This is a genomic window from Arthrobacter sp. SRS-W-1-2016, from assembly GCF_002009585.1.
GTDB classification, from domain to species: Bacteria; Actinomycetota; Actinomycetes; order Actinomycetales; family Micrococcaceae; genus Arthrobacter; species Arthrobacter bambusae_A.
This window is the reverse complement of sequence record NZ_MTPV01000009.1, coordinates 23,217-44,184: the sequence shown is the minus strand read 5'-3', so window position 1 is coordinate 44,184 and position 20,968 is coordinate 23,217. Positions and strand designations below refer to the sequence as shown.

Sequence of the window (20,968 nt, the reverse complement as noted above, 5' to 3'; positions counted from 1 at the left end):
AATGGCTGTAGCAGTACGGGTCATCCCTTGTTTGGATGTCGACGCCGGCCGTGTGGTTAAGGGCATCAATTTCGAGGGTCTGCGCGACGCCGGAGACCCCGTGGAGCTTGCGCACCGCTATGACAACGCCGGGGCGGACGAACTCACGTTCCTTGACGTCACGGCGTCGTCCGGCAACCGGGAAACCACGTTCGACGTCGTTCGCCGCACCGCCGAGGAAGTCTTCATCCCGCTGACCGTCGGCGGTGGCGTCCGGGGCGTGGCCGAAGTGGACAAGCTCCTGCGTTTCGGCGCGGACAAGGCCTCCATCAACACGGCCGCCGTCGCACGCCCTGACGTCATCGACGAGATCACCCGCCACTTCGGATCGCAGGTGCTGGTCCTGTCGGTTGACGCGCGGCGGACCAGGCCCGGCTCCGAGCCCACGGCTTCCGGCTTCGAGGTGACCACGCACGGGGGACGCCAAGGGACCGGAATCGACGCCATTGCGTGGGCCAAGGAAGCCGCGGACCGCGGTGTGGGGGAGATCCTCCTGAATTCGATCGACGCCGACGGCACCAAGGACGGCTTCGACCTGGAACTCATCCGCCTGGTCCGTGCGGCCGTCCACATCCCGATCATCGCCTCCGGCGGTGCCGGCAAACCGGCGCATTTCCCGCCGGCTGTTGAAGCAGGTGCCGACGCTGTGTTGGCCGCGTCAGTGTTCCACTTCGGCCCGGATGACATGATCGCCCAGGTCAAAGCCGCGATCCGCGAAGCAGGCTTCCTGGTCCGCTAGCGGGTCTCAACCCAACTGACTCGCAGTTGTTGTCGTTTTGAGCGCTCATAACGACAACAACTGCGAGTCAGTTGGGTTTAAGCGCGGGTCAGAGGCCGACTTCGGCGGACTGGAGCAGCGCGACGGCGTCCGGCTGGCCTTCGAAGGTGACCAGGGCGTGATGCGTTCGGCCATGGGCATGCATGAGGAGTTCACCAGGTTCGCCCACGATGGCCACGGATACGGGCGCCCGCTTGGCAACGTGTCGGGGGCCGGTGGGCCGTACCAGCACGATCCCGAGGTCCACGCCGCGATAGAGAATGGCGGCTCGCTTGATCAATTCATCCCACAAGGCGTCCGAGTATTCCTCGTCGAGGGCCCGTGGAGCCCAACGGTCACCCGCCCTGCGGATGTCTTCCGTGTGAACGAAATATTCAATGAGGTTGGAGGACTCGTCGAGGGCCTTGATCTTCAGGGGAGACAAGGCGGGCGGCCCTGAACGGAAGGTGTTCACCAGTTCGGCGTAATCTTCCGTGGTCTTGAGCTTGGAGGCCAGCTTGGCCGTGGCTTTGTCCGAGGCCCGGGCGAGGCTCTTGATGAGCAAGCCAATACCGACGGCCGCTTTGCGCTCCCGCAAGTACAAGTGCGCGGCGAGGTCCCTTGTGAGCCACCCTTCGCAGAGCGTGGGGGAGTCAGGTCCGGCCGCCAGGAGTGTTTCGGCCAGTACTTCGCGGGAGGGATCGACGAAATGCATCACTTGTGAAACTAGCACGAGACGCTCTCTGTTGCGCAGTGGAACCGCCGCTGAATTTCGCCTCCACTTGAGGCACTAGACTTGATCTGATGTCTGAGCAGTCAACACCCCCAGCCACGCCCGCTGCCGCTTCCGCCGCGGAGCCCGCCGTCGTGCCCGTTAGTCCGCTCCCGCACGAGCTGGCCGCCGCGCTGAAGCGCGATTCCGCCGGCTTGGTGGCGGCGATCATCCAGCAGTTCGACACCGACGAAGTGCTGATGCTCGGCTGGATGGACGACGAAGCGTTGCACCGGACCCTGACCACGGGACGCGTCACATTCTTCTCCCGCTCCCGCCAGGAATATTGGCGCAAGGGAGACACCTCCGGGCACGTCCAGTTCGTGAAATCGGTGGCCTTGGACTGCGACGGCGACGCCCTCCTGGTCCGCGTCGACCAAGTCGGTGCGGCCTGCCACACCGGTACGCGCACGTGCTTCGATGACCGGAGCCTCGCCGCCGTGACCGGCGAGCGGGACTAACCCGCTACACACCATCCACTGAGGCAAGCAAACAAGAAGAGGCGGAGAACACAAACCATGCAGGACCTTGGAATCATCAGCCCGGGCCTGGAGGAGTTCCGCGAACTCGCCGCGCACAGCCGTGTCATCCCGGTCCGGCTGAGGGTACTGGCCGACGCCGAGACTCCCATCGGGCTCTACCGTAAGCTGGCCCAAGGCCAGCCCGGGACCTTCCTCCTGGAGTCGGCAGCTGTCGGCGGGGCATGGTCACGTTATTCCTTCATTGGTTCGCGTTCGCGTGCCACCTTGACAAGCAAGGACGGCCAGGCGCACTGGATCGGCGAGCCTCCTGTCGGCGTGCCCGTGGACGGCAGCCCGGTCGACGCCGTCCGCGACACCATTGCAGCCCTGCAGACCGACCGCTTCCCGGACCTTCCTCCCTTCACCTCCGGCCTTGTGGGCTTCCTTGGCTGGGAAACCGTCCGGCACTGGGAGAAGCTGACCAGCCCCCCGGAGGATGACCTCAACCTGCCGGAACTGGCCCTGAACCTCGTGACGGACATGGCTGTCCACGACAACATGGACGGCACCGTCCTGCTGATTGCCAACGCGATCAATTTCGACAACAGTTCCGAGCGGGTCGACGAAGCCTGGCACGACGCCGTCGCGCGGGTGAAGCGCTTGCTGGACCAGATCAGCACGCCCGTGAAGCAGCCCGTATCGGTGTTGCAGTCCGAAGCCCTCGACTTCGCGTCGAGCGTCCAGGAACGCTGGGCCGAGCAGGAGTACCTTGACGCGATCGATCGCGGCAAGGAAGCGATCGTCGACGGCGAGGTCTTCCAGGTGGTCATTTCGCGACGCTTCGAAATGGAGTGCGCCGCGGACCCGCTGGATGTCTACCGCGTGCTGCGCAACACCAATCCGAGCCCTTACATGTACCTCTTCAGCCTCGAAGATCCCGACGGACGCGAGTACACGATCGTCGGCTCCTCTCCCGAGGCCCTCGTGACGGTGACAGGCAACGAGGTCATCACCCACCCGATCGCCGGATCGCGGCCCCGCGGCAAAACCGTGGAAGCCGACAAAGCGCTGGCTACCGAGTTGCTCGCGGACCAGAAGGAACGCGCCGAACACCTCATGCTCGTGGACCTCTCGCGGAACGACCTGTCCAAGGTCTGCGTGGCCGGAACAGTGGACGTTACGCAGTTCATGGAGGTTGAACGCTTCAGCCACATCATGCACCTCGTGTCCACGGTCGTCGGAGAATTGGCGCCCGGGGCGAAGGCATACGACGTCCTCAAGGCGACCTTCCCCGCCGGCACGCTGTCCGGCGCGCCCAAACCGCGCGCACTGCGGCTCCTGGACGAACTCGAACCGCACCGGCGCGGCATCTACGGCGGCGTCGTCGGATACCTGGACTTCGCAGGCGACATGGACATGGCGATCGCCATCCGCTCGGCATTGTTGCGTGAGGGCCGGGCGTATGTCCAGGCCGGCGGCGGCATCGTGGCCGATTCCCACAAGCCTTCCGAAGCGCTGGAGACCGTGAACAAGGCGGCGGCCCCCTTGCGTGCCGTGCACACCGCCGGATCGCTCCACAACATTTCCCCGGACGCCGTTTCCGCGGAATCGATCGTCGACGGGAAGCCCGCGCTGTGACCGCGGAGCGCCCTCAGACGGCCACCGCAAAGCCTCCCGTGTGGGCACGGAAGGGCAACGTGGTGCTCGCCATGGCCATTTTTGCCCTCGCCGTTTTCGGGACCACCACGCAGACCTGGATCAACGTCCGGCTCGATCCCGCCGCCGCGGCGAATGCCGACCTCCACGTCCAGGGGAGCAAGGCCGCCACAGCGGTGACCGCGCTCGCGCTCGTCGCCCTTGCCGGGGGACTGGCATCGTCCATCGCGGGCAAGGTTTCGCGCTGGATCATTTCAACGATCATCGTGCTCGCCTCGGCGGGCATCCTCATTGCCGCGGTGACCGTCCTGGCAGACCCACTCGGTGCGGCGCAAGGAACCATTGCGGCGACCACAGGCATTTCGGGCGGGCAGGCGGCAGCATCGTCGACTGTGTTCCCGGTACTCGCCGTCGTGGCTGCCGGCCTGCTCGCCTTGTGCGGTGGCCTGCTTCCGCTCGCGGGCAGGCACTGGAAGGCACGCACCAAGTACGACGTCGCCAGCCGGGCGGCCCTCGCGGGTTCCGGACCGGTCGACGAGATCGACAGCTGGGACAGCCTCTCCCGCGGAGAAGACCCCACCTAAGACCCGACTGTCCGGACATCGGACGATGTCCCGGGTGCAGTCAATAAATGGCAGAATGTAAGCAGTATTCATCCTGAGGAGATTTTCACATGAGCAAAACCACAGTGTCCGCGAGCAAGGCCCCTGTGACCGCTGCAAGCCACAGCGATGCCATCGGCCACGGCAACAGCCCGGCCGCGTGGACCTGCGTGATTGTCATGCTGGTAGGGGCCTTGATTTCGTCCATCGCCTTTGTGATCGCCAGCACCCCCATTTTCATCGCCGGCATTGTTGTCATGTTCGCCGGCCTGATCGCCGGCTGGGCCATGCGCAAGGCGGGCTACGGCGTCGACGGCAGCAAGCTGAAGAACGCCGGCCACTGACCGTGACCGTTCTTGATGACATCATCGTCGGTGTCAGGGAGGACATGGAGGCGCGCCGCCTTGTTGTTGGCCTTGACGAGCTGAAAGAGCGCGCAGCGGCCACCGCGCCCGCACTGGACGCGTGGGCTGCCTTGGGCGGTCCGTCTGCCAGCCGCGACGAATTGAAGGTCATCGCGGAAATCAAGCGCCGCAGCCCGTCGAAAGGCGATCTCGCGAGCATCGTCGACCCTGCGGCACTTGCGGTGCAGTACGCCGACGGCGGCGCTTCCGTGATCAGCGTCCTCACCGAACAGCGGCGCTTCAACGGGTCCCTCGCTGACCTCGACGCGGTCCGCGCCGCCGTCGACATCCCGTTGCTGCGCAAGGACTTCACAGTTGACGAGTACCAGATCTGGGAAGCCCGCGCCCACGGCGCGGACCTCATCCTGCTGATCGTCGCGGCGCTTTCCGATGCACAGCTGCGCGAATTCAGCGCGTTGAGCCACGAGCTTGGCATGAACGTCCTGGTGGAAACCCACACGCCCGAGGAAATCGAGCGTGCGGCCTCAGCCAAGGCACGGATCATCGGCGTGAACGTCCGCAACCTCAAGACACTCGACGTCGACCGCACCCTGTTTGCCTCCCTCGCGGGAAGCATTCCCGCGGGAGCAGTTGTCGTGGCTGAATCCGGGGTGCGGAACGCCGAGGACGTCGCGCACTATGCGGGAAACGGTGCCCACGCAATTCTTGTGGGCGAAGCCCTTGTGAGTGACTCCACGCCACACGAGCGGATCAGCGAATTCAAGGCGGCCGGAGCTGCCGCCATCGCAGTCAGGACCTAAGGCAGGCCTGAATCGCGGCCGGGACCCGGAAAACAGCAGACAACATGGCTGCCTGCTGTGCCGCGGCTCCCGGAAGAACCCAACTACCAACTGAACAGGACGGTGAGACTGATGGTGGACGCATCAACAGCCAACTCGGATGAGAATGTGGCCGACGCATTCCTACAAGGCGGAACCTCGCTCCGCAACGCCGCTGGGCCGTATTTCGGCTCTTACGGTGGACGTTGGATGCCCGAGTCCCTCATCGCCGCCCTGGACGAAGTTGAGGACACGTTCGAGAAAGCCAAGGCCGATCCCGAGTTCCTCGCCCAGCTGAAGGACCTCAACAAGAACTACTCAGGCCGTCCGTCGCTCCTCACGGAGGCCAAGCGGTTCTCCGAGCACGCCGGCGGGGCCCGCATCTTCCTCAAGCGCGAAGACCTGAACCACACAGGATCGCACAAGATCAACAACGTGCTCGGACAGGCCTTGCTCGCCAAGCGCATGGGCAAGACCCGTGTCATCGCGGAAACCGGCGCGGGCCAGCACGGCGTTGCCAGTGCCACCGCTGCGGCCCTGCTCGGACTCGAATGCGTCGTCTACATGGGCGCCGAGGATTGCCGCCGCCAGGCGCTCAACGTGGCCCGCATGCAGCTCCTGGGCGCCACCGTGGTTCCCGTGACCAACGGATCACAGACGCTCAAGGACGCCATCAACGACGCCCTCCGCGACTGGGTTTCCAATGTCGACACCACCCACTACCTGCTGGGCACCGCGGCCGGCGCACACCCGTTCCCGGCGATGGTGCGTTTCTTCCACGAGGTCATCGGCGAGGAAGCGCGCGCCCAGATCCTGGAGCAGACCGGCAAGCTGCCCGACGCCGTCTGTGCCTGCATCGGCGGTGGTTCCAATGCCATCGGCATCTTCCACAGCTTCCTGGACGACGCCTCAGTGAAGATCTACGGTTTTGAGGCAGGCGGCGAGGGCGTCGAAACCGGTCGCCACGCCGCAGCCATCACCCTTGGGCGCCCCGGGGTGCTCCATGGTGCCCGGTCCTACCTCATGCAGGACGAGGACGGCCAGACCATCGAGTCCCACTCGATTTCCGCCGGCCTGGACTACCCGAGCGTGGGTCCGGAGCACTCCTACCTCGCCGACATCGGCCGCGTCACGTACGGGCCCATCACGGACACCGAGGCCATGGAAGCGTTCCGCCTGCTTTGCCGGACCGAAGGCATCATCCCCGCCATCGAGTCTTCGCACGCCCTCGCCGGCGCCATCAAGGTGGGCAAGCAGCTCACGGAAGGCAAGGAAAACCCGGCAGACACGATCATCATCGTGAACCTGTCCGGGCGCGGCGACAAGGACGTGGAAACGGCCGCTGAATGGTTCGACATGTTGGATGAGAACGGCAACGTCAAGGGCACCACCCTCTCCACCCGCAAGCCCAAGGGAACGTCCGAACGCAGCAACCTTGAGATCAGCACTGAAGAAGCAAACGGGGGCCGGAACTGATGACTGAGCAGATGAGCAGCAAGTCCGCGGCCGCGATCGACCGCGCGAAGGCACAAGGCCGGGCCGCGTTGATCGGATACCTGCCGGCAGGCTACCCGGACATTCAGTCAAGCATCGACGCCGGCATTGCCATGGCCCGCAACGGCGCGGACCTCATCGAAATCGGCATCCCGTATTCGGACCCCGTCATGGACGGCGCCGTCATCCAGGCTGCGACCACGGAAGCAATCGCCAACGGTTTCCACGTCGCCAGCGTGTTCGACGTCGTCGCGGGCATCACCGCGGCCACCGATGCCGCAGTGCTGGTCATGACGTATTGGAACCCCGTCATGCGCATGGGCGTCGACGAGTTCTCACGCAGGCTGGCCGAGGCCGGGGGAGCAGGGCTCATCACTCCGGACCTCATTCCGGACGAGGCAGCCGAATGGTTCGCTGCATCGGACAAATACGGACTGGACCGGGTCTTCCTTGTAGCGCCTTCGTCCACGCCGGAGCGCCTGGCCATGACGGTGGAGGCGAGCCGCGGCTTCGTCTACGCCGTTTCCATCATGGGTGTCACCGGAGCGCGGCAGTCAGTCAGCAGCGCCGCGGAGAAGGTTGTGGCGGACACGCATGCAGCCGGCGCCGAACGTGTTTGTGTCGGACTCGGAGTCTCCACCGCGGACCATGTCCGCGAGATCGCCGCTTACGCGGACGGCGTGATCGTTGGTACCGCGCTGGTTGCCGCGATCCGCGACGGCGGCGTTGACGCCGTCGCGCAACTCACCAAGAACCTCAGTGCCGGCCTCGGCCGGGCCACAGCGCAGGCCTAGAAAAGGAAAAGCGTAGACAATGCAGAGTCTCCTCCACGTCGCGGCAATGGCTCCCATGAGCATTCCGAGCCCCTCATGGTCCGGATTTGATATTCCGCTTCCGTGGGGGACCCTCCGCATCCATGCCTACGCGCTGTGCATTCTCCTGGGCATCATCGTGGGCCTGTGGCTCACCGCCGTGCGCTGGAAGCGTCGCGGCACTCCCGAAGGCAGCCTGTGGGACATCGCCATCTGGGCGATCCCCTTCGGCATTGTGGGCGGCCGGCTTTACCATGTGATCTCATCGCCGGACGCGTACTTCGGCCCGGGCTTCAACGGCACCGGCGACCTCTCCCTGATCCCGCAGATCTGGCGGGGCGGCCTGGGCATCTGGGGTGCCGTGGTTCTCGGCGTTGTCGGTGCCTGGCTCGGCTGCCGCCGTTCCGGCGTCAAGCTGACCGCCTTCCTCGACGCTGCGGCCCCCGGGCTCCTGCTGGCGCAAGCGATCGGGCGTTGGGGCAACTGGTTCAACCAGGAACTCTTCGGCGGACCCACCACCTTGCCATGGGGCCTTCAGATAGACCCGAACAGCCCCAATTTTCCGGCCGGAATGCCGAGCGACACGCTCTTCCACCCGACGTTCCTTTACGAATCCCTCTGGAACATCATCGGCGTCGTGATCCTCCTGGTCCTGGACCGGCGCTTCCATTTCCGCCGCGGCAGGCTCTTCTGGCTGTACGCCATCTACTACACGCTTGGCCGGGTCTGGATCGAAGCGTTGCGGATCGACGATGCCGAACAGATCAACCTCTTCGGCATCACCACGCGTCTCAATGTCTGGACCAGCATCTTCGTCTTCGTCGCAGCGCTCATCATCTTCATCGTCCTGAGCCTGCGCGGCAGGCCGGAGCCGGACACTGCGTACCTTCCCGGCAGGGAACCGGCCGCGGTGACCGCCGGAGAGGATGAGCCCGCCGTCGGCCACCCACATGCCGGGGACGATGAGCCGACTGCCGACGACGACACGGCTGCTGCCCGGGAGGCGGAGAGCCCAATTGTGACCAATACGAAGTCCCATGATGCGGACGGATCTGTCTCAGATACCGGTGCGCATGGTAATCTCCGGAATAACCAAAGCGATCTGGGCCATACTGCTGAGCCAACGGAAACGGCCGAGGAGCCACATGCCGGCGTCACGTCGGATTCCGGCTCAGCGTCCACCGAAACCACCGCCAGCAGTGTCCCTGGATCCGGGCCGGAAGCTGGCAGAACCAAGTAGCCAGCGCTACGGCATCGGGGAACCGGGCTACCGCCCAGAGACCCCCGGCCACAGCGTCGTGGCACCCTTGGCAGTAGCCCGGCAGCACACAGAGGCTCCGCGGTCAAGCTTGGGTCAGGGGCATGCGTAACTGTTCGTTGCGTCTTGCCCGCTGTCCTACAATTTCTAGTAACTAGCGCTTTGTTATGCCCGTCACACGGCTGGCAAGGTGGGGCCAACGTTGTCCCTTCCATTCGCACGATCTCGAGGAAGGACGTCTTCAATGACCCATCTTCATAACCCAAGCTGGTCCGAAGCAGTCGAACCGCAAGGTGCCATCTCGCCCTTCAAACGTTTTGCTGCGCTCCCGGAAGCCCAGGGACTCTACAACCCTGAGCAGGAGAAGGACGCTTGTGGCCTGGCCATTATCGCCACCCTGCGTGGTGAACCCGGCTATGACATCGTGGAAGCGGCCCTGACTGCCCTGCGCAACCTTGAACACCGGGGCGCCGTGGGCGCCGACGAAGGCACGGGCGACGGCGCCGGGCTCCTCATGCAGGTTCCGGATGAATTCTTCCGGGCCGTCACGGAGTTCGAACTCCCGGCACCCGGGCAGTACGTAGTCGGTACCGCCTTCCTTCCGGCTGAAGCCCGCGAAGCCGGGACCGCGAAGGCCGGCATCGAAGCCCTTGCAATAGACGAGGGCCTGACGGTTCTTGGCTGGCGTGAAGTGCCCGTGGTCGGAGACCTGGTCGGTGCCATGGCTCGTGCCTGCATGCCTTACTTCGCGCAGCCGTTCCTCGCCTCCGCGACGGGCGAGGTGCTGGACAGGAATGAACTGGATTCCCGCGCCTGGCGTGTCCGCAAGCGTGCCCAGAACAAGTTCGGCGTGTACTTCCCGTCGCTGTCCTCGCGCACCATCGTGTACAAGGGCATGCTGACCACAGCCCAGCTGGAGCCGTTCTACCCGGATCTCTCGGACAAGCGCTTCAAGACCAAGCTGGCCATCGTGCACTCGCGCTTCTCCACGAACACGTTCCCGTCGTGGCCGCTCGCGCAGCCGTTCCGCACCATCGCCCACAACGGTGAAATCAACACCGTCAAGGGCAACCGGAACTGGATGCGGGCGCGCCAGTCCCAGCTCGCGAACCCGCTGCTGGGCGATTCCCCGGAGGAGTTGTACCCCATCTGCACGCCGGGTGCCTCGGACTCCGCGTCCTTCGACGAAGTTGCAGAGCTGCTCTGGCTTTCCGGACGGCCCATCACGCACTCGATCATGATGATGATCCCCGAGGCATGGGAAAACCACGCCACGATGGATCCTGCCCGCCGCGCCTTCTACGAGTACCACTCGCTGCTCATGGAACCGTGGGACGGTCCCGCAGCGGTGTCCTTCACCGACGGCAACCTCGTGGGGGCGACCCTTGACCGCAACGGCCTGCGCCCCGGCCGCTACTGGATCACCGAAGACGGCCTGATCGTCTTCGCCTCCGAGGTCGGCGTGATCGACGTCGAGGCCGCCAAGGTGGTCAAGAAGGGCCGTGTTTCGCCGGGCAAGATGTTCCTGGTGGACACTGAAGCCGGCCGCATCATCGACGACGCCGAGGTCAAGGCCGAGGTGGCCGCCGCCAACCCTTGGGCTGAATGGGTCAAGGACAACCTGATCGACCTCAACAACCTTCCCGAGCGCGAACACGTGCTGCATACCGCGGCGTCCGTGAACATCCGCCAGCGGACATTCGGCTACACCACCGAGGAATTGAAGATCCTCCTTGGGCCCATGGCCCGTACCGGGGCCGAGCCGCTCGGCGCCATGGGTTCCGACACCCCGGTCGCCGTGCTGTCCAAGCGTCCGCGTTTGCTGTTCGACTACTTCGTGCAGTCTTTCGCACAGGTCACCAACCCGCCCCTGGACGCGATCCGCGAAGAGCTTGTCACCTCGCTGAAGTGCGCCATCGGTCCAAACGGAAACCTGCTCGACGTCGGGCAGGTGCGCCAGCCGCAGATCTCCCTGCCGTTCCCGGTGATCAACAACGACCAGCTCGCCAAGATCGCCAACATCGAGAATGCCGACGGCGACAAGGTCGCCATGAAGGTCCGCGGACTCTACCGCCCGGAGGGCGGAGAAGCATCGCTCCGAAGCCGCTTGACCGAAATCTGCGAGCAGGTTTCCGGTGCGATCAACCGCGGCGTGCAGTACATCGTGCTGTCGGACCGTGACTCGAACGCGCAGTGGGCCCCGATCCCGTCCCTGCTGCTCGTGAGCGCGGTGCACCACCACTTGCTCCGCAGCGCCAACCGCACCAAGACCGCCCTGGTGGTCGAGGCCGGCGACGTCCGCGAAACGCACCACGTGGCAGTGCTGGTGGGCTTCGGCGCTTCCGCCGTCAACCCCTACCTGGCCATGGAGTCCGTGGAGCAGCTCATCAGCACCGGCGAAGTGGTCGGCGTGACCGCTGAAGACGGCGTGTACAACCTCATCAAGGGCCTCGGCAAGGGTGTCTTGAAGATCATGTCCAAAATGGGCATTTCCACGGTGGCCTCCTACACCGGAGCCCAGACTTTCGAAGCACTGGGGCTGTCCCAGGACCTCGTGGACGAATTCTTCTCCGGCACCCACTCGCAATTGGGCGGCGTCGGACTGGACGTCATCGCCGCCGAAGTGTCCGCCCGCCACCAGATGGCCTACCCGGAAGGCGGCATCGAGCTGCCGCACCGTCCGCTGCTCGGCGGCGGCGAATACCAGTGGCGCCGCGACGGCGAACCGCACTTGTTCAACCCGGAGACGGTCTTCCGCCTGCAGCACGCCACGCGCGAACGCCGCTACGACATCTTCAAGTCCTACACCAAGGGAATCGACGACCAGTCCGAGAACCTCATGACCCTGCGTGGGCTCCTGAAGTTCAAGGACAGCCAGCGTCCCGCCGTGCCCCTTGAGGAAGTCGAGCCGGTTTCCAGCATCGTGAAGCGCTTCTCCACCGGAGCGATGAGCTACGGCTCTATCTCCAAGGAAGCCCACGAGACGCTCGCAATCGCCATGAACCGGCTGGGCGCCAAGTCCAACACCGGCGAAGGCGGCGAAGACGTGGACCGCCTGCTGGACCCGGAGCGCCGCTCCGCGATCAAGCAGATTGCCTCCGGCCGTTTCGGCGTGACGAGCCTGTACCTGACCAACGCCGAGGACATCCAGATCAAGATGGCCCAGGGCGCCAAGCCCGGTGAAGGCGGCCAGCTCATGGCGCAGAAGGTCTACCCCTGGGTGGCCCGGACCCGCCACTCCACCCCCGGCGTGGGGCTCATTTCCCCGCCCCCGCACCACGACATCTACTCCATCGAGGACCTCGCGCAGCTCATCTACGACGCCAAGCGCGCCAACCCCTCGGCTCGTGTGCACGTCAAGCTGGTGTCCGAGGTCGGGATCGGCACGGTGGCGTCCGGCGTCACCAAGGCGAAGGCCGACGTCGTGCTCGTTTCAGGGCACGACGGCGGAACCGGCGCCTCGCCGCTGAACTCGCTCAAGCACGCCGGTGTCCCGTGGGAGCTCGGCCTTGCCGAGACCCAGCAGACGCTTATGCTCAACGGGCTCCGCGACCGCGTCGTGGTCCAGGTGGACGGCCAGCTCAAGACGGGCCGCGACGTCGTCATCGCTGCGCTGCTGGGTGCCGAGGAGTACGGTTTCGCGACCGCGCCCCTGGTGGTGTCCGGCTGCATCATGATGCGCGTCTGCCACCTCGACACCTGCCCGGTGGGCGTCGCAACCCAGAACCCGGAGCTCCGCTCGCGCTTCACCGGCAAGCCAGAATTCGTGGTCAACTTCTTCGAATTCCTTGCCGAGGAAGTCCGCGAACTGCTCGCCGAACTCGGTTTCCGCAGCCTCGAGGAGGCCATCGGCCATGCCGAGGTCCTGGACACCCGCGAAGCGGTGGACCACTGGAAGGCCGAGGGACTCGACCTCGACCCGATCCTGCACGGCCTCGAGTTCGACGACGACGTTCCCCTGCGGAACCTCACCGGCCAGAACCACGAGCTCGACAAGCACTTCGACCAGCGCCTCATCGGCATGGCCGCCGAGGCTTTGAGCGACCGCACGCCGGTGAAGATCGCCGTCGACGTCATCAATACGGACCGTTCAGTGGGCACCATGCTGGGTCACGTCGTCACCAAGACGTTCGGCATCGATGTGCTCGCCACGGACACTATAGACGTGACGCTGAAAGGCACCGCCGGGCAGTCGCTGGGCGCCTTCCTTCCGGCCGGCATCACGTTGCGCATGTTCGGCGACTCCAACGACTACGTCGGCAAGGGCCTCTCGGGTGGACGCATCATCGTCCGCCCCGACCGCACCAACGTTTTCCAAGCGGAACGCAACGTCATCGCAGGCAACGTGATCGGCTACGGCGCCACGAGCGGCGAAATGTTCCTGCGCGGCCAAGTGGGCGAACGCTTCCTGGTCCGCAACTCGGGGGCCACCGCCGTCGTCGAAGGCATCGGTGACCATGGCTGCGAGTACATGACGGGCGGCCAGACGCTGATCATCGGCCGCACCGGCCGCAACTTCGGTGCCGGCATGTCCGGTGGTACCGCCTACGTGCTGGACCTCCAGCCTGCCAGGGTCAACAAGCAGGCCTTGGATTCCGGCGAACTGCAGTTGCTTGAGCTCGACGACGAGGACCGCACCATCGTGCACGGCCTCCTGGTCAAGCATTTGGAAGAAACTGAATCCGTCCTGGCAGGCCGCTTGCTCGAGAACTTCGATGACACCGCTGCCCGCATCACCAAGGTTCTGCCGCGCGACTACGCCGCAGTCCTGCAAACCCGTCTCGATGCCATCGAGGAAGGCCTTGATCCCGATGGCGAAGAAGTATGGTCTCGAATCCTGGAGGTAACCGGTGGCTGATCCACGCGGATTTCTGAAAGTCCGGCAGCGCGAGACGCAGCCACGCCGTCCCGTTCCCGTCCGCATCATGGACTGGAAGGAAGTCTACGAAGCCCAGGACAAGGGCGTGCTCAAGAGCCAGGCAGGCCGCTGCATGGATTGCGGTGTTCCGTTCTGCCACCAGGGCTGCCCGCTGGGGAACCTCATCCCGGAGTGGAACGACCTCACGTGGCGCGGCAAGGGCGAGGAAGCGATCGAGCGCCTGCACGCCACGAACAACTTCCCGGAGTTCACGGGCCGCTTGTGTCCTGCGCCGTGCGAAGCATCCTGTGTCCTGGGCATCAACCAGCCTGCCGTGACCATCAAGCAGGTTGAGGTTTCGATCATCGACGACGCCTTCGAAAACGGGTGGGTCCAACCGCTTCCGCCGGCGCGCCTCTCCGGCAAGACGGTCGCCGTCGTCGGCTCCGGCCCGGCGGGACTTGCGGTCGCGCAGCAGCTGACGCGCGTCGGCCACACTGTGGCCGTCTACGAGCGTGACGACAAGATCGGGGGACTGCTGCGCTATGGCATCCCCGACTTCAAGATGGAGAAGGAACAGGTCGACCGCCGCGTCGAGCAGATGAAGGCCGAGGGCACCCGCTTCCGCACGGGTGTGGCGGTCGGAAGCGACGTGACGTGGGAGCAATTGCGCCGCCGTTACGACTCGGTGGTGATCGCCACCGGTGCCACCGTGCCGCGCGACCTTCCCATCCCGGGCCGCGATCTCGACGGCATCCACTTCGCCATGGACTACCTGGTGCCCGCCAACCGCGTGGTGGCCGGTGAAACCGTGGAAGGCCAGATCGATGCCAAGGGCAAGCACGTCATCATCCTCGGCGGCGGAGACACCGGCGCCGACTGCCTCGGCACGGCACACCGTCATGGCGCCGCGTCCGTCACGACCCTCGCGATCGGCAAGCAGCCGCCGCTCGAGCGTGCCACCCACCAGCCTTGGCCGACGTTTCCCACACTGTTCGAGGTTGCCAGCGCGCACGAAGAGGGAGGCGAACGCACCTACCTCGCCTCGACCGTCGAGTTTGTCGGCGAAAACGGCAAGCTCACAGGGGTCAAGGTGGCCGAGACCGAGTTCGTGGACGGCAAGCGCCTGCCGAAGGCCGGCACGGAGCGCGTCATTCCGGCCGATCTGGTCTTCCTGTCGCTCGGCTTCACGGGCGCGGAACCTGCCGGTATCACCGAACAGGTCAGCGCAGAATTCGACGGCCGCGGCAACGTGGCCCGAGATGGGTACTACATGACCAACACCGAGGGAGTTTTCGTCGCAGGCGACGCCGGCCGCGGGCAGTCCTTGATTGTCTGGGCTATCGCTGAAGGCCGCGCCTGCGCTGCCGCCGTCGACAAGTACCTCATGGGCAGCACCATTCTCCCCGCGCCGGTGGCTCCCACCGACCGGGCTATAGCGGTCCTCTAAGGACCGGCGCACGACGCTTTCCCAACTCCAACTGCAGCACACTACTAGGGTAGGTATATGAGACGCGCAAAAATCGTGGCAACGTTCGGACCGGCAATTTCCAGCTTTGACAATACCCTCGCGGTGCTGGAAGCCGGCGTCGACGTCGCCCGCATGAACATGAGCCACGGCGACTACTCGGTACACGACAACACGTACGAGAACGTCCGCAAGGCTTCCGCCCAGCTCCACAAGCCCGTTGCCATCATGGCCGACTTGCAGGGCCCGAAGATCCGCCTGGGTCGCTTTGTCGACGGCCCCCACGAGCTCGCCGTCGGTGACACTTTCACCATCACCACCGAGGACGTCCCCGGTACCAGGGACATCTGCTCCACCACGCTCAAGAGCCTGACCGAAGACGTCAACGTCGGCGATGCATTGCTGATCGACGATGGCAAGGTCGCGCTGCGCGCCATCGAGGTTGACGACGTCAAGGTGGTCGCCACGGTGACCGTCGGCGGCTGGGTCTCCAACAACAAGGGCATCAACCTGCCCGGCGTTGCCGTCAACGTCCCCGCGCTGAGCGAAAAGGACGAGGACGATCTCCGTTGGGCCATGAAGCGCGGTGTCGACCTGGTCGCACTGTCCTTCGTCCGCGATGCCTCCGACATTAAGCGCGTGCACGAAATCATGGACGAAGAGGGCCGCCGTGTGCCGGTGATCGCCAAGATCGAGAAGCCGCAGGCAGTGGACCAGCTCCACGAAATCATCGACGCCTTCGACGCCATCATGGTTGCCCGTGGCGACCTCGGCGTGGAACTCCCGCTCGAGGAAGTGCCGATCGTCCAGAAGCGCGCCATCGAACTGGCCCGCCGCTGGGCCAAGCCCGTCATCGTGGCCACCCAGGTCCTTGAATCGATGATCGACAACCCGCGACCGACCCGTGCCGAAGCTTCGGACTGCGCCAACGCAGTGCTCGACGGCGCCGACGCAGTCATGCTCTCCGGCGAGACCAGCGTGGGCAAGTACCCGATCGAGACTGTCAAGACCATGGCCCGCATCATCGAGTCCACTGAAGAGCACGGCCTCGAACGCGTTCCTCCGCTGGGTACCAAGCCCAAGACACGCGGTGGCGCCATCACTCGTGCCGCCGTCGAAATCGCCGACCAGCTGGACGCAAAGTACATCTGTACTTTCACCCAGTCCGGCGACTCGGCCCGCCGCCTGTCGCGCCTGCGTCCCGTCAAGCCGGTGTTCGCTTTCACCCCCGTGGAGCACGTCTGGAACCAGTTGGCGCTGACCTGGGGCATCCAGCCCGTCCTCGTCCCCATGGTGGGCCACACCGACGCAATGACGGCCCAGGTGGACCGCAGCCTCCTCGAGATGAAGATCGTGGAGAACGGCGACCTTGTGGTTATCGCTGCCGGTTCCCCTCCCGGACAGGCCGGTTCCACGAACTCACTCAAGGTCCACAAGGTGGGAGACCTCGCGGACACGTCCCGCGTGGAAGAAGCCGCAGCCCGCAAGGAAAAGGTCGGCCCGTGGCCGGAAAAGAAGAAGGCCAAGTCGAAGGCCTGATCTTTTCGGATTAGCTTTTCGGATCTAGCAGGGGAGGCTCCGCCGTGTGGCGGGGCCTCCTTTGTTGTGTTTTGTTTTGTTTGGGGCTGGGTGGTTGTCGCCGCGGCGGGTGCTGTTCGTCGTCGGGGGCTGGCCGGAGACGACGAAGGGCGCCGCTTCGCGTGGAAGCGGCGCCCTTCGCGGGGGAGTGCTAGTTAACCTGGTTGATGATGGTCTCGGCGACCTCGCGCATGCTCAGGCGACGGTCCATGGAGGTCTTCTGGATCCAACGGAACGCTTCCGGTTCCGTGAGGCCCATCTTCGTGGTCAGGAGGCTCTTGGCGCGCTCCACAAGCTTGCGCGTGGCGAACTGCTCCTGAAGGTCGGACACCTCGTTTTCGAGCGCCTTGATCTCTTCGTGGCGGGAAAGGGCGATCTCGATGGCCGGGATCAGGTCTGCCGGGGTGAAGGGCTTGACGACGTAGGCCATGGCGCCGGCGTCGCGTGCGCGCTCCACGAGTTCCTTCTGGCTGAACGCCGTCAGCAGGACCACGGGGGCGATCCTCGCCTTGACGATCTTCTCCGCGGCGGAGATGCCGTCCATGACAGGCATCTTGACGTCCATGAGGACCAGGTCCGGCTTCAGTTCCTCGGCCAGCTGGACAGCCTTCTCACCGTTGTCGGCCTCGCCGACAACGTCGTAGCCTTCGCCCTTCAAGATCTCGATGATGTCCAGGCGGATGAGGGTCTCATCCTCTGCGACAACTACTCGGCGTGCCGGCTGGGATGCGGGCTTGGACTCCGTCTGTTCTGACACGGGATCTCCTTCAAGACGTACGGCGGGTTCTCAACCATCTTAGTTGCACCCGGTCCGTGCGTATGATTTATTGCTCGGCCGAGCCGGTTCTGGAAAATAGCCTATCTGCATGTAGAGTAGTTTCGCGCACTGCAACAGGGAGCGTTGAGTTCTGTGAAGAGCCCGACGTCGGTTAGTCTTGTTTCGGTGTTTCCGCGCCCGAGTGGCGGAATTGGCAGACGCGCCGCACTCAAAATGCGGTATCGAAAGGTGTGTGGGTTCGAGTCCCACCTCGGGCACAGTGTTATCGCAGGTCAGGGGCCTATTTTGGCTCCTGACTGTGTAGAAATCAGCTTTTTGTGGGCCCCTTCGGGGGCGTTTTGTGGTCCTCTGCCTCGCTTTCCTGGGTTGGGGAGTGGTTTGCGGTCTTACTTCTTCATGGTGGGGCGGTGCCCGATTAACATGACTTCTGCGTGAATTGCTCGTATTAGGTTTGTTGCCCGGACGCGGCTGGCAGACCGCGACGCGGCCTGGGGCTTTTGCCAGCCACGTCGGGCCTCGGTGAAGCCCGACGTGTGGCATGTTTTCGACGTGGTTCTGTTAGCGGAGCCTTCTCTGGGTTGAGGGGCCGGAGTGCAACTTTTGGAGGGTGAGCAGCGCGTAGCGCCTTGGTTGCGCGGAGGGCCCGGCCAGCGACAATGAAGCATCAGGACAAGACGAAGCGTGAATCCGTAAGGGTATGACCCAGCTGCACAACGTCCCGTCTTTCGAACCGGTGGGGCCTTCAGGCGTGATGGCACCCCGTGAAATACGTCCGGCAATGGGAGGTGCCCACGAAGCGGACTGCTTCGTCTTCGGCGTGCAGTTCGTGAACCGTGGCCTGCCAGTAGGAGGTCCTGGGTAGTTGGTTTGGTTGAAGTTCGTCTCCCAGCTCGCTTCAATCTCGTGCCGAAGGTCCGCCGGCCAGGTGCTAACTCGACGCCGGGGGCGGATACCCGGTCAAGGAAGTCATCGAGCACCATGTTGAGCCGGTTGCTGTAGGCGTCATCGCTTTCACTCGTTGGGCAAGGATGTTGGGTTATCCGTTGAGTACCCGGTGCCAGTCGTCGAACTCGGACAGGAGCAAGCGTTCCCGGGGGATCCGGCAGGTGAACAGCACCTTGCCCCGGGACAGGCGGCAGTGGGACAGCAGGTTGAATATGTCAGGTGAACGGAGCCCACTACGACGGCCAGAACAGTACCCACCTGAGCGACACCAGTCCAGCAGTAGGTAGGGTCAGCGAGGTCCGGGCTCCAGTGTGCTCCCGGCGCTGACCCCGTTTGGCTGCCGGCACAAGGCTGACTCAGTCCAAGCCGCTCACTTTTGCTTCGAGTGAATCGCGCCGCGGGGCCGCCTACTACGAGACCAGGTGCTTTAGTTTCCTCCGGGTTGTCATCGATGAGCAATATGCTGGCTTCCTGCTTTTCAGGCTCCGGTATCGGGTTTTGCGGCAGGATTGGGCCCGCCGGGGCAAGGGGCTGAACCGGGTGTGGTCGGGGCTGCGGCCTTGGGGTCATGGGGTGGGTGTGGCGGTGGGGGGCGCCGGGCTTGGCGTAGCCGATGTTCAGGGTGTCTAGGACCGTTTGTCGGGCGTAGATGCCTGATCCGGGGGCGGTCTCGGTGAGCAGGTCGAAGGTGAACAGCAGCTGGGTGCTGTGTGCTTTGGGGGTTTGGTGGCACGACCACGCCGGAGGAATAGGTGAAGGGCGGGGCGACGGTGAATTCACCCGCGTCGTTGGCGAGCACAGCCGCGAGGCTGTCCGCCCGGACGTTGAATCGTGTCACCTTAATCGCGTTGCCGTTGTCGGGGCCGTCGATGCGGGCGTTGAGTCGGATGAGGGGAGGGCAACAAGCGAACCGCCTGGACGCTCATGGTTCTGCTGCTGTGGATCAACGGCTACCTGCACGACTTCAACGCCGACGAGGGCTTCTTCAACGCCGACGAGGGCTTCGACCTGGTGGTGGGAGTGGCCGCCGGCCACATCGACTTGCACCGCAGCGCCGCCCTGATCGAGAAACACCTGATTCGACGATAGGTTCCGTGGAGCGGATCCCGGGCTGATGGTGCGGAATTCCCGTTGAGCTTCGGCGGGGGAGTTCGAAGGCCGAAAGCGGGGTGTGCAGAATGTGCCGTCGGACTCGGCCGTACCGGTGCCGGACTGGGCCGTACTCTGTGACCGGAGAGTTTGTCATGTTTGGCGGGCGGTCTGCTAGCGGAGTCACCGCTGGGTTTGAGGGTCCGGGGGTGCAACTTGGGGAACAGGAACGGATCAACATCTCGCGAGGAGATTAGCGACGGAGGAGCGCCAAGGGAAGATTTTGGTTCGTGAGCGGCGCGTAGTGCCGTTGTTGCGCGGAGGACCCGCCCGCCGTGATGGGGGATCAGACCGACAAAAGCGCTGATGCTCTCTGGCCGTTCCGAGCCGGGGAGCGGGGCGGGCGGCGCAGACGGATCGGTTACGGCACAAGCTGGCGAAGTCGGATGGCTACGACCTCGGCCGGGCACTGGCGCAAGCCCGATTTGCGCTGAGCAGGATGGGGGAAATCCTCCACACCGGCCAGCTGAGCGAGAGCGACTATATCGTTCAATATCGCAAGACGCGCGGAAGATGATGGAAAAAGTCCAGAATTGGTCATAGACGCCTATGGTTTTTGCGTGTATCGAAACGTATCGTTGTACATCGTTTGCTATTGACGGAGGAGAGCATAATGCGTAATTCATTCCCGGCAGGCAGATTTGGAGCAGGCAACTTCGACAACGTGTGGGAGGCCTTCGAGGAATTGCGCTCAAGATTTGAGAAGGGCCCGGGCACCCGCGCAGGTCGAGGCGAAGTCAGGTCGGCGGTGCTGGCCCTGCTGGCTGAGCGGCCGATGCATGGCTATCAGATCATTCACGAAATTGAAGAGCGCAGCGGCGGCAACTGGAAGCCCAGTGCCGGCTCTGTCTACCCCACGCTGCAGTTGCTGGCCGATGAAGGACTCATCACTGCTGAGGAGTCCAACGGCCGCAAGATCTACTCGCTGACCGAGTCAGGCCGCGGGGAGGCCGGAGGCACCAATACGTCAGCGCCATGGGAGACGACAGGCCGGGCATCAGGCTCCGGCTTCGCGGCGCTGCCGAAGGCCGGCGTCGAGCTCGCGCAGGTCGCGGCCCAAGTGGGTCGCACCGGCTCGCAGAAGCAGGTGCGGGAGGCCGCGGCGGTGCTCGACGAGGCACGTCGTCGGCTGTACTCGATCCTCGCCGAGGACTGACA

16 protein-coding genes and 1 tRNA gene are annotated in these 20,968 nt (G+C 64.5%); 15 read left to right on the top strand and 2 right to left on the bottom strand.

The genetic code is table 11. The annotated features are described in order from the left end of the window. Position 1: 1 nt before the first annotated feature. A complete protein-coding gene (gene hisF / locus BMF89_RS02265; RefSeq protein WP_078105458.1) occupies positions 2–778 on the top strand; it encodes an imidazole glycerol phosphate synthase subunit HisF in 777 nt (258 codons plus the stop codon). 88 nt (positions 779–866) lie between these two features. Here hisF and BMF89_RS02260 read toward each other — a convergent pair whose 3' ends face one another. Beyond that, positions 867–1,511 carry a TIGR03085 family metal-binding protein gene (locus tag BMF89_RS02260; RefSeq protein ID WP_078105457.1) on the bottom strand — a complete coding sequence of 215 codons (645 nt, stop codon included), beginning with the start codon at positions 1,509–1,511 and terminating at the stop codon, positions 867–869. An 89-nt stretch (positions 1,512–1,600) separates the two neighbouring features. Between BMF89_RS02260 and hisI the strand changes: the two genes are divergently transcribed. From hisI to pyk, 11 genes are all read left to right on the top strand, one after another. Then, positions 1,601–2,029 (top strand): phosphoribosyl-AMP cyclohydrolase, encoded by a 429-nt coding sequence (gene hisI / locus BMF89_RS02255; protein ID WP_078105456.1) that lies wholly within the window; start codon positions 1,601–1,603, stop codon positions 2,027–2,029. A 57-nt stretch (positions 2,030–2,086) separates the two neighbouring features. Next, positions 2,087–3,667 carry an anthranilate synthase component I gene (locus BMF89_RS02250; protein WP_078105455.1) on the top strand — a complete coding sequence of 527 codons (1,581 nt, stop codon included), beginning with the start codon at positions 2,087–2,089 and terminating at the stop codon, positions 3,665–3,667. Further along, a complete protein-coding gene (locus tag BMF89_RS02245) occupies positions 3,664–4,269 on the top strand; it encodes a Trp biosynthesis-associated membrane protein (RefSeq protein WP_253190668.1) in 606 nt (201 codons plus the stop codon). Before BMF89_RS02250 ends, BMF89_RS02245 begins: the two co-directional genes overlap by 4 nt. Before the next feature lie 89 nt (positions 4,270–4,358). Beyond that, a complete protein-coding gene (locus BMF89_RS02240; protein ID WP_078105454.1) occupies positions 4,359–4,631 on the top strand; it encodes an HGxxPAAW family protein in 273 nt (90 codons plus the stop codon). 2 nt (positions 4,632–4,633) lie between these two features. Beyond that, positions 4,634–5,452 (top strand): indole-3-glycerol phosphate synthase TrpC, encoded by an 819-nt coding sequence (trpC, locus tag BMF89_RS02235; RefSeq protein WP_078105453.1) that lies wholly within the window; start codon positions 4,634–4,636, stop codon positions 5,450–5,452. 111 nt (positions 5,453–5,563) lie between these two features. Beyond that, complete coding sequence (gene trpB, locus BMF89_RS02230) at positions 5,564–6,946, top strand: tryptophan synthase subunit beta (RefSeq protein ID WP_078105479.1); 1,383 nt, start codon at positions 5,564–5,566, stop codon at positions 6,944–6,946. Beyond that, positions 6,946–7,758 (top strand): tryptophan synthase subunit alpha, encoded by an 813-nt coding sequence (trpA, locus tag BMF89_RS02225; protein ID WP_078105452.1) that lies wholly within the window; start codon positions 6,946–6,948, stop codon positions 7,756–7,758. The genes trpB and trpA overlap by 1 nt, the downstream gene beginning before the upstream one ends. A gap of 19 nt (positions 7,759–7,777) precedes the next feature. Continuing rightward, positions 7,778–9,016, top strand: a complete 1,239-nt coding sequence (lgt, locus tag BMF89_RS02220) for a prolipoprotein diacylglyceryl transferase (RefSeq protein WP_078105451.1) — start codon at positions 7,778–7,780, stop codon at positions 9,014–9,016. A 262-nt stretch (positions 9,017–9,278) separates the two neighbouring features. Then, on the top strand, positions 9,279–13,892 hold the full coding sequence (gene gltB / locus BMF89_RS02215) for a glutamate synthase large subunit (RefSeq protein WP_078105450.1): 4,614 nt from the start codon (positions 9,279–9,281) through the stop codon (positions 13,890–13,892). Beyond that, complete coding sequence (locus BMF89_RS02210) at positions 13,885–15,342, top strand: glutamate synthase subunit beta (protein WP_078105449.1); 1,458 nt, start codon at positions 13,885–13,887, stop codon at positions 15,340–15,342. The genes gltB and BMF89_RS02210 overlap by 8 nt, the downstream gene beginning before the upstream one ends. Positions 15,343–15,399: 57 nt before the next feature. Continuing rightward, positions 15,400–16,899 (top strand): pyruvate kinase, encoded by a 1,500-nt coding sequence (gene pyk / locus BMF89_RS02205; protein ID WP_078105448.1) that lies wholly within the window; start codon positions 15,400–15,402, stop codon positions 16,897–16,899. A 190-nt stretch (positions 16,900–17,089) separates the two neighbouring features. On the opposite strand, the gene BMF89_RS02200 is transcribed toward pyk, so the two are convergent. Continuing rightward, positions 17,090–17,695 carry a response regulator gene (locus BMF89_RS02200; RefSeq protein WP_028266834.1) on the bottom strand — a complete coding sequence of 202 codons (606 nt, stop codon included), beginning with the start codon at positions 17,693–17,695 and terminating at the stop codon, positions 17,090–17,092. A 196-nt stretch (positions 17,696–17,891) separates the two neighbouring features. On the opposite strand from BMF89_RS02200, the gene BMF89_RS02195 reads away from it, so the two are divergent. The 3 genes from BMF89_RS02195 (at position 17,892) to BMF89_RS02180 (ending at position 20,966) form a co-directional block, all read left to right on the top strand. Beyond that, a tRNA-Leu gene (locus tag BMF89_RS02195) sits at positions 17,892–17,973 on the top strand. A 1,612-nt stretch (positions 17,974–19,585) separates the two neighbouring features. Then, complete coding sequence (locus BMF89_RS02185) at positions 19,586–19,750, top strand: hypothetical protein (protein ID WP_253190667.1); 165 nt, start codon at positions 19,586–19,588, stop codon at positions 19,748–19,750. Positions 19,751–20,423: 673 nt separating this feature from the next. After that, a complete protein-coding gene (locus BMF89_RS02180) occupies positions 20,424–20,966 on the top strand; it encodes a PadR family transcriptional regulator (RefSeq protein ID WP_078105446.1) in 543 nt (180 codons plus the stop codon). The last annotated feature ends 2 nt before the right edge of the window (positions 20,967–20,968 follow it).

Coding starts and splice junctions, on each gene's coding strand:
- trpA (WP_078105452.1), top strand. CDS start 6,946: ATGACTGAGCAGATGAGCAGCAAGTCCGCGGCCGCGATCGACCGCGCG.
- hisF (WP_078105458.1), top strand. CDS start 2: ATGGCTGTAGCAGTACGGGTCATCCCTTGTTTGGATGTCGACGCCGGC.
- BMF89_RS02260 (WP_078105457.1), bottom strand. CDS start 1,511: ATGCATTTCGTCGATCCCTCCCGCGAAGTACTGGCCGAAACACTCCTG.
- BMF89_RS02250 (WP_078105455.1), top strand. CDS start 2,087: ATGCAGGACCTTGGAATCATCAGCCCGGGCCTGGAGGAGTTCCGCGAA.
- BMF89_RS02240 (WP_078105454.1), top strand. CDS start 4,359: ATGAGCAAAACCACAGTGTCCGCGAGCAAGGCCCCTGTGACCGCTGCA.
- pyk (WP_078105448.1), top strand. CDS start 15,400: ATGAGACGCGCAAAAATCGTGGCAACGTTCGGACCGGCAATTTCCAGC.
- trpB (WP_078105479.1), top strand. CDS start 5,564: ATGGTGGACGCATCAACAGCCAACTCGGATGAGAATGTGGCCGACGCA.
- lgt (WP_078105451.1), top strand. CDS start 7,778: ATGCAGAGTCTCCTCCACGTCGCGGCAATGGCTCCCATGAGCATTCCG.
- hisI (WP_078105456.1), top strand. CDS start 1,601: ATGTCTGAGCAGTCAACACCCCCAGCCACGCCCGCTGCCGCTTCCGCC.
- BMF89_RS02185 (WP_253190667.1), top strand. CDS start 19,586: ATGGTTCTGCTGCTGTGGATCAACGGCTACCTGCACGACTTCAACGCC.
- gltB (WP_078105450.1), top strand. CDS start 9,279: ATGACCCATCTTCATAACCCAAGCTGGTCCGAAGCAGTCGAACCGCAA.
- BMF89_RS02180 (WP_078105446.1), top strand. CDS start 20,424: ATGCGTAATTCATTCCCGGCAGGCAGATTTGGAGCAGGCAACTTCGAC.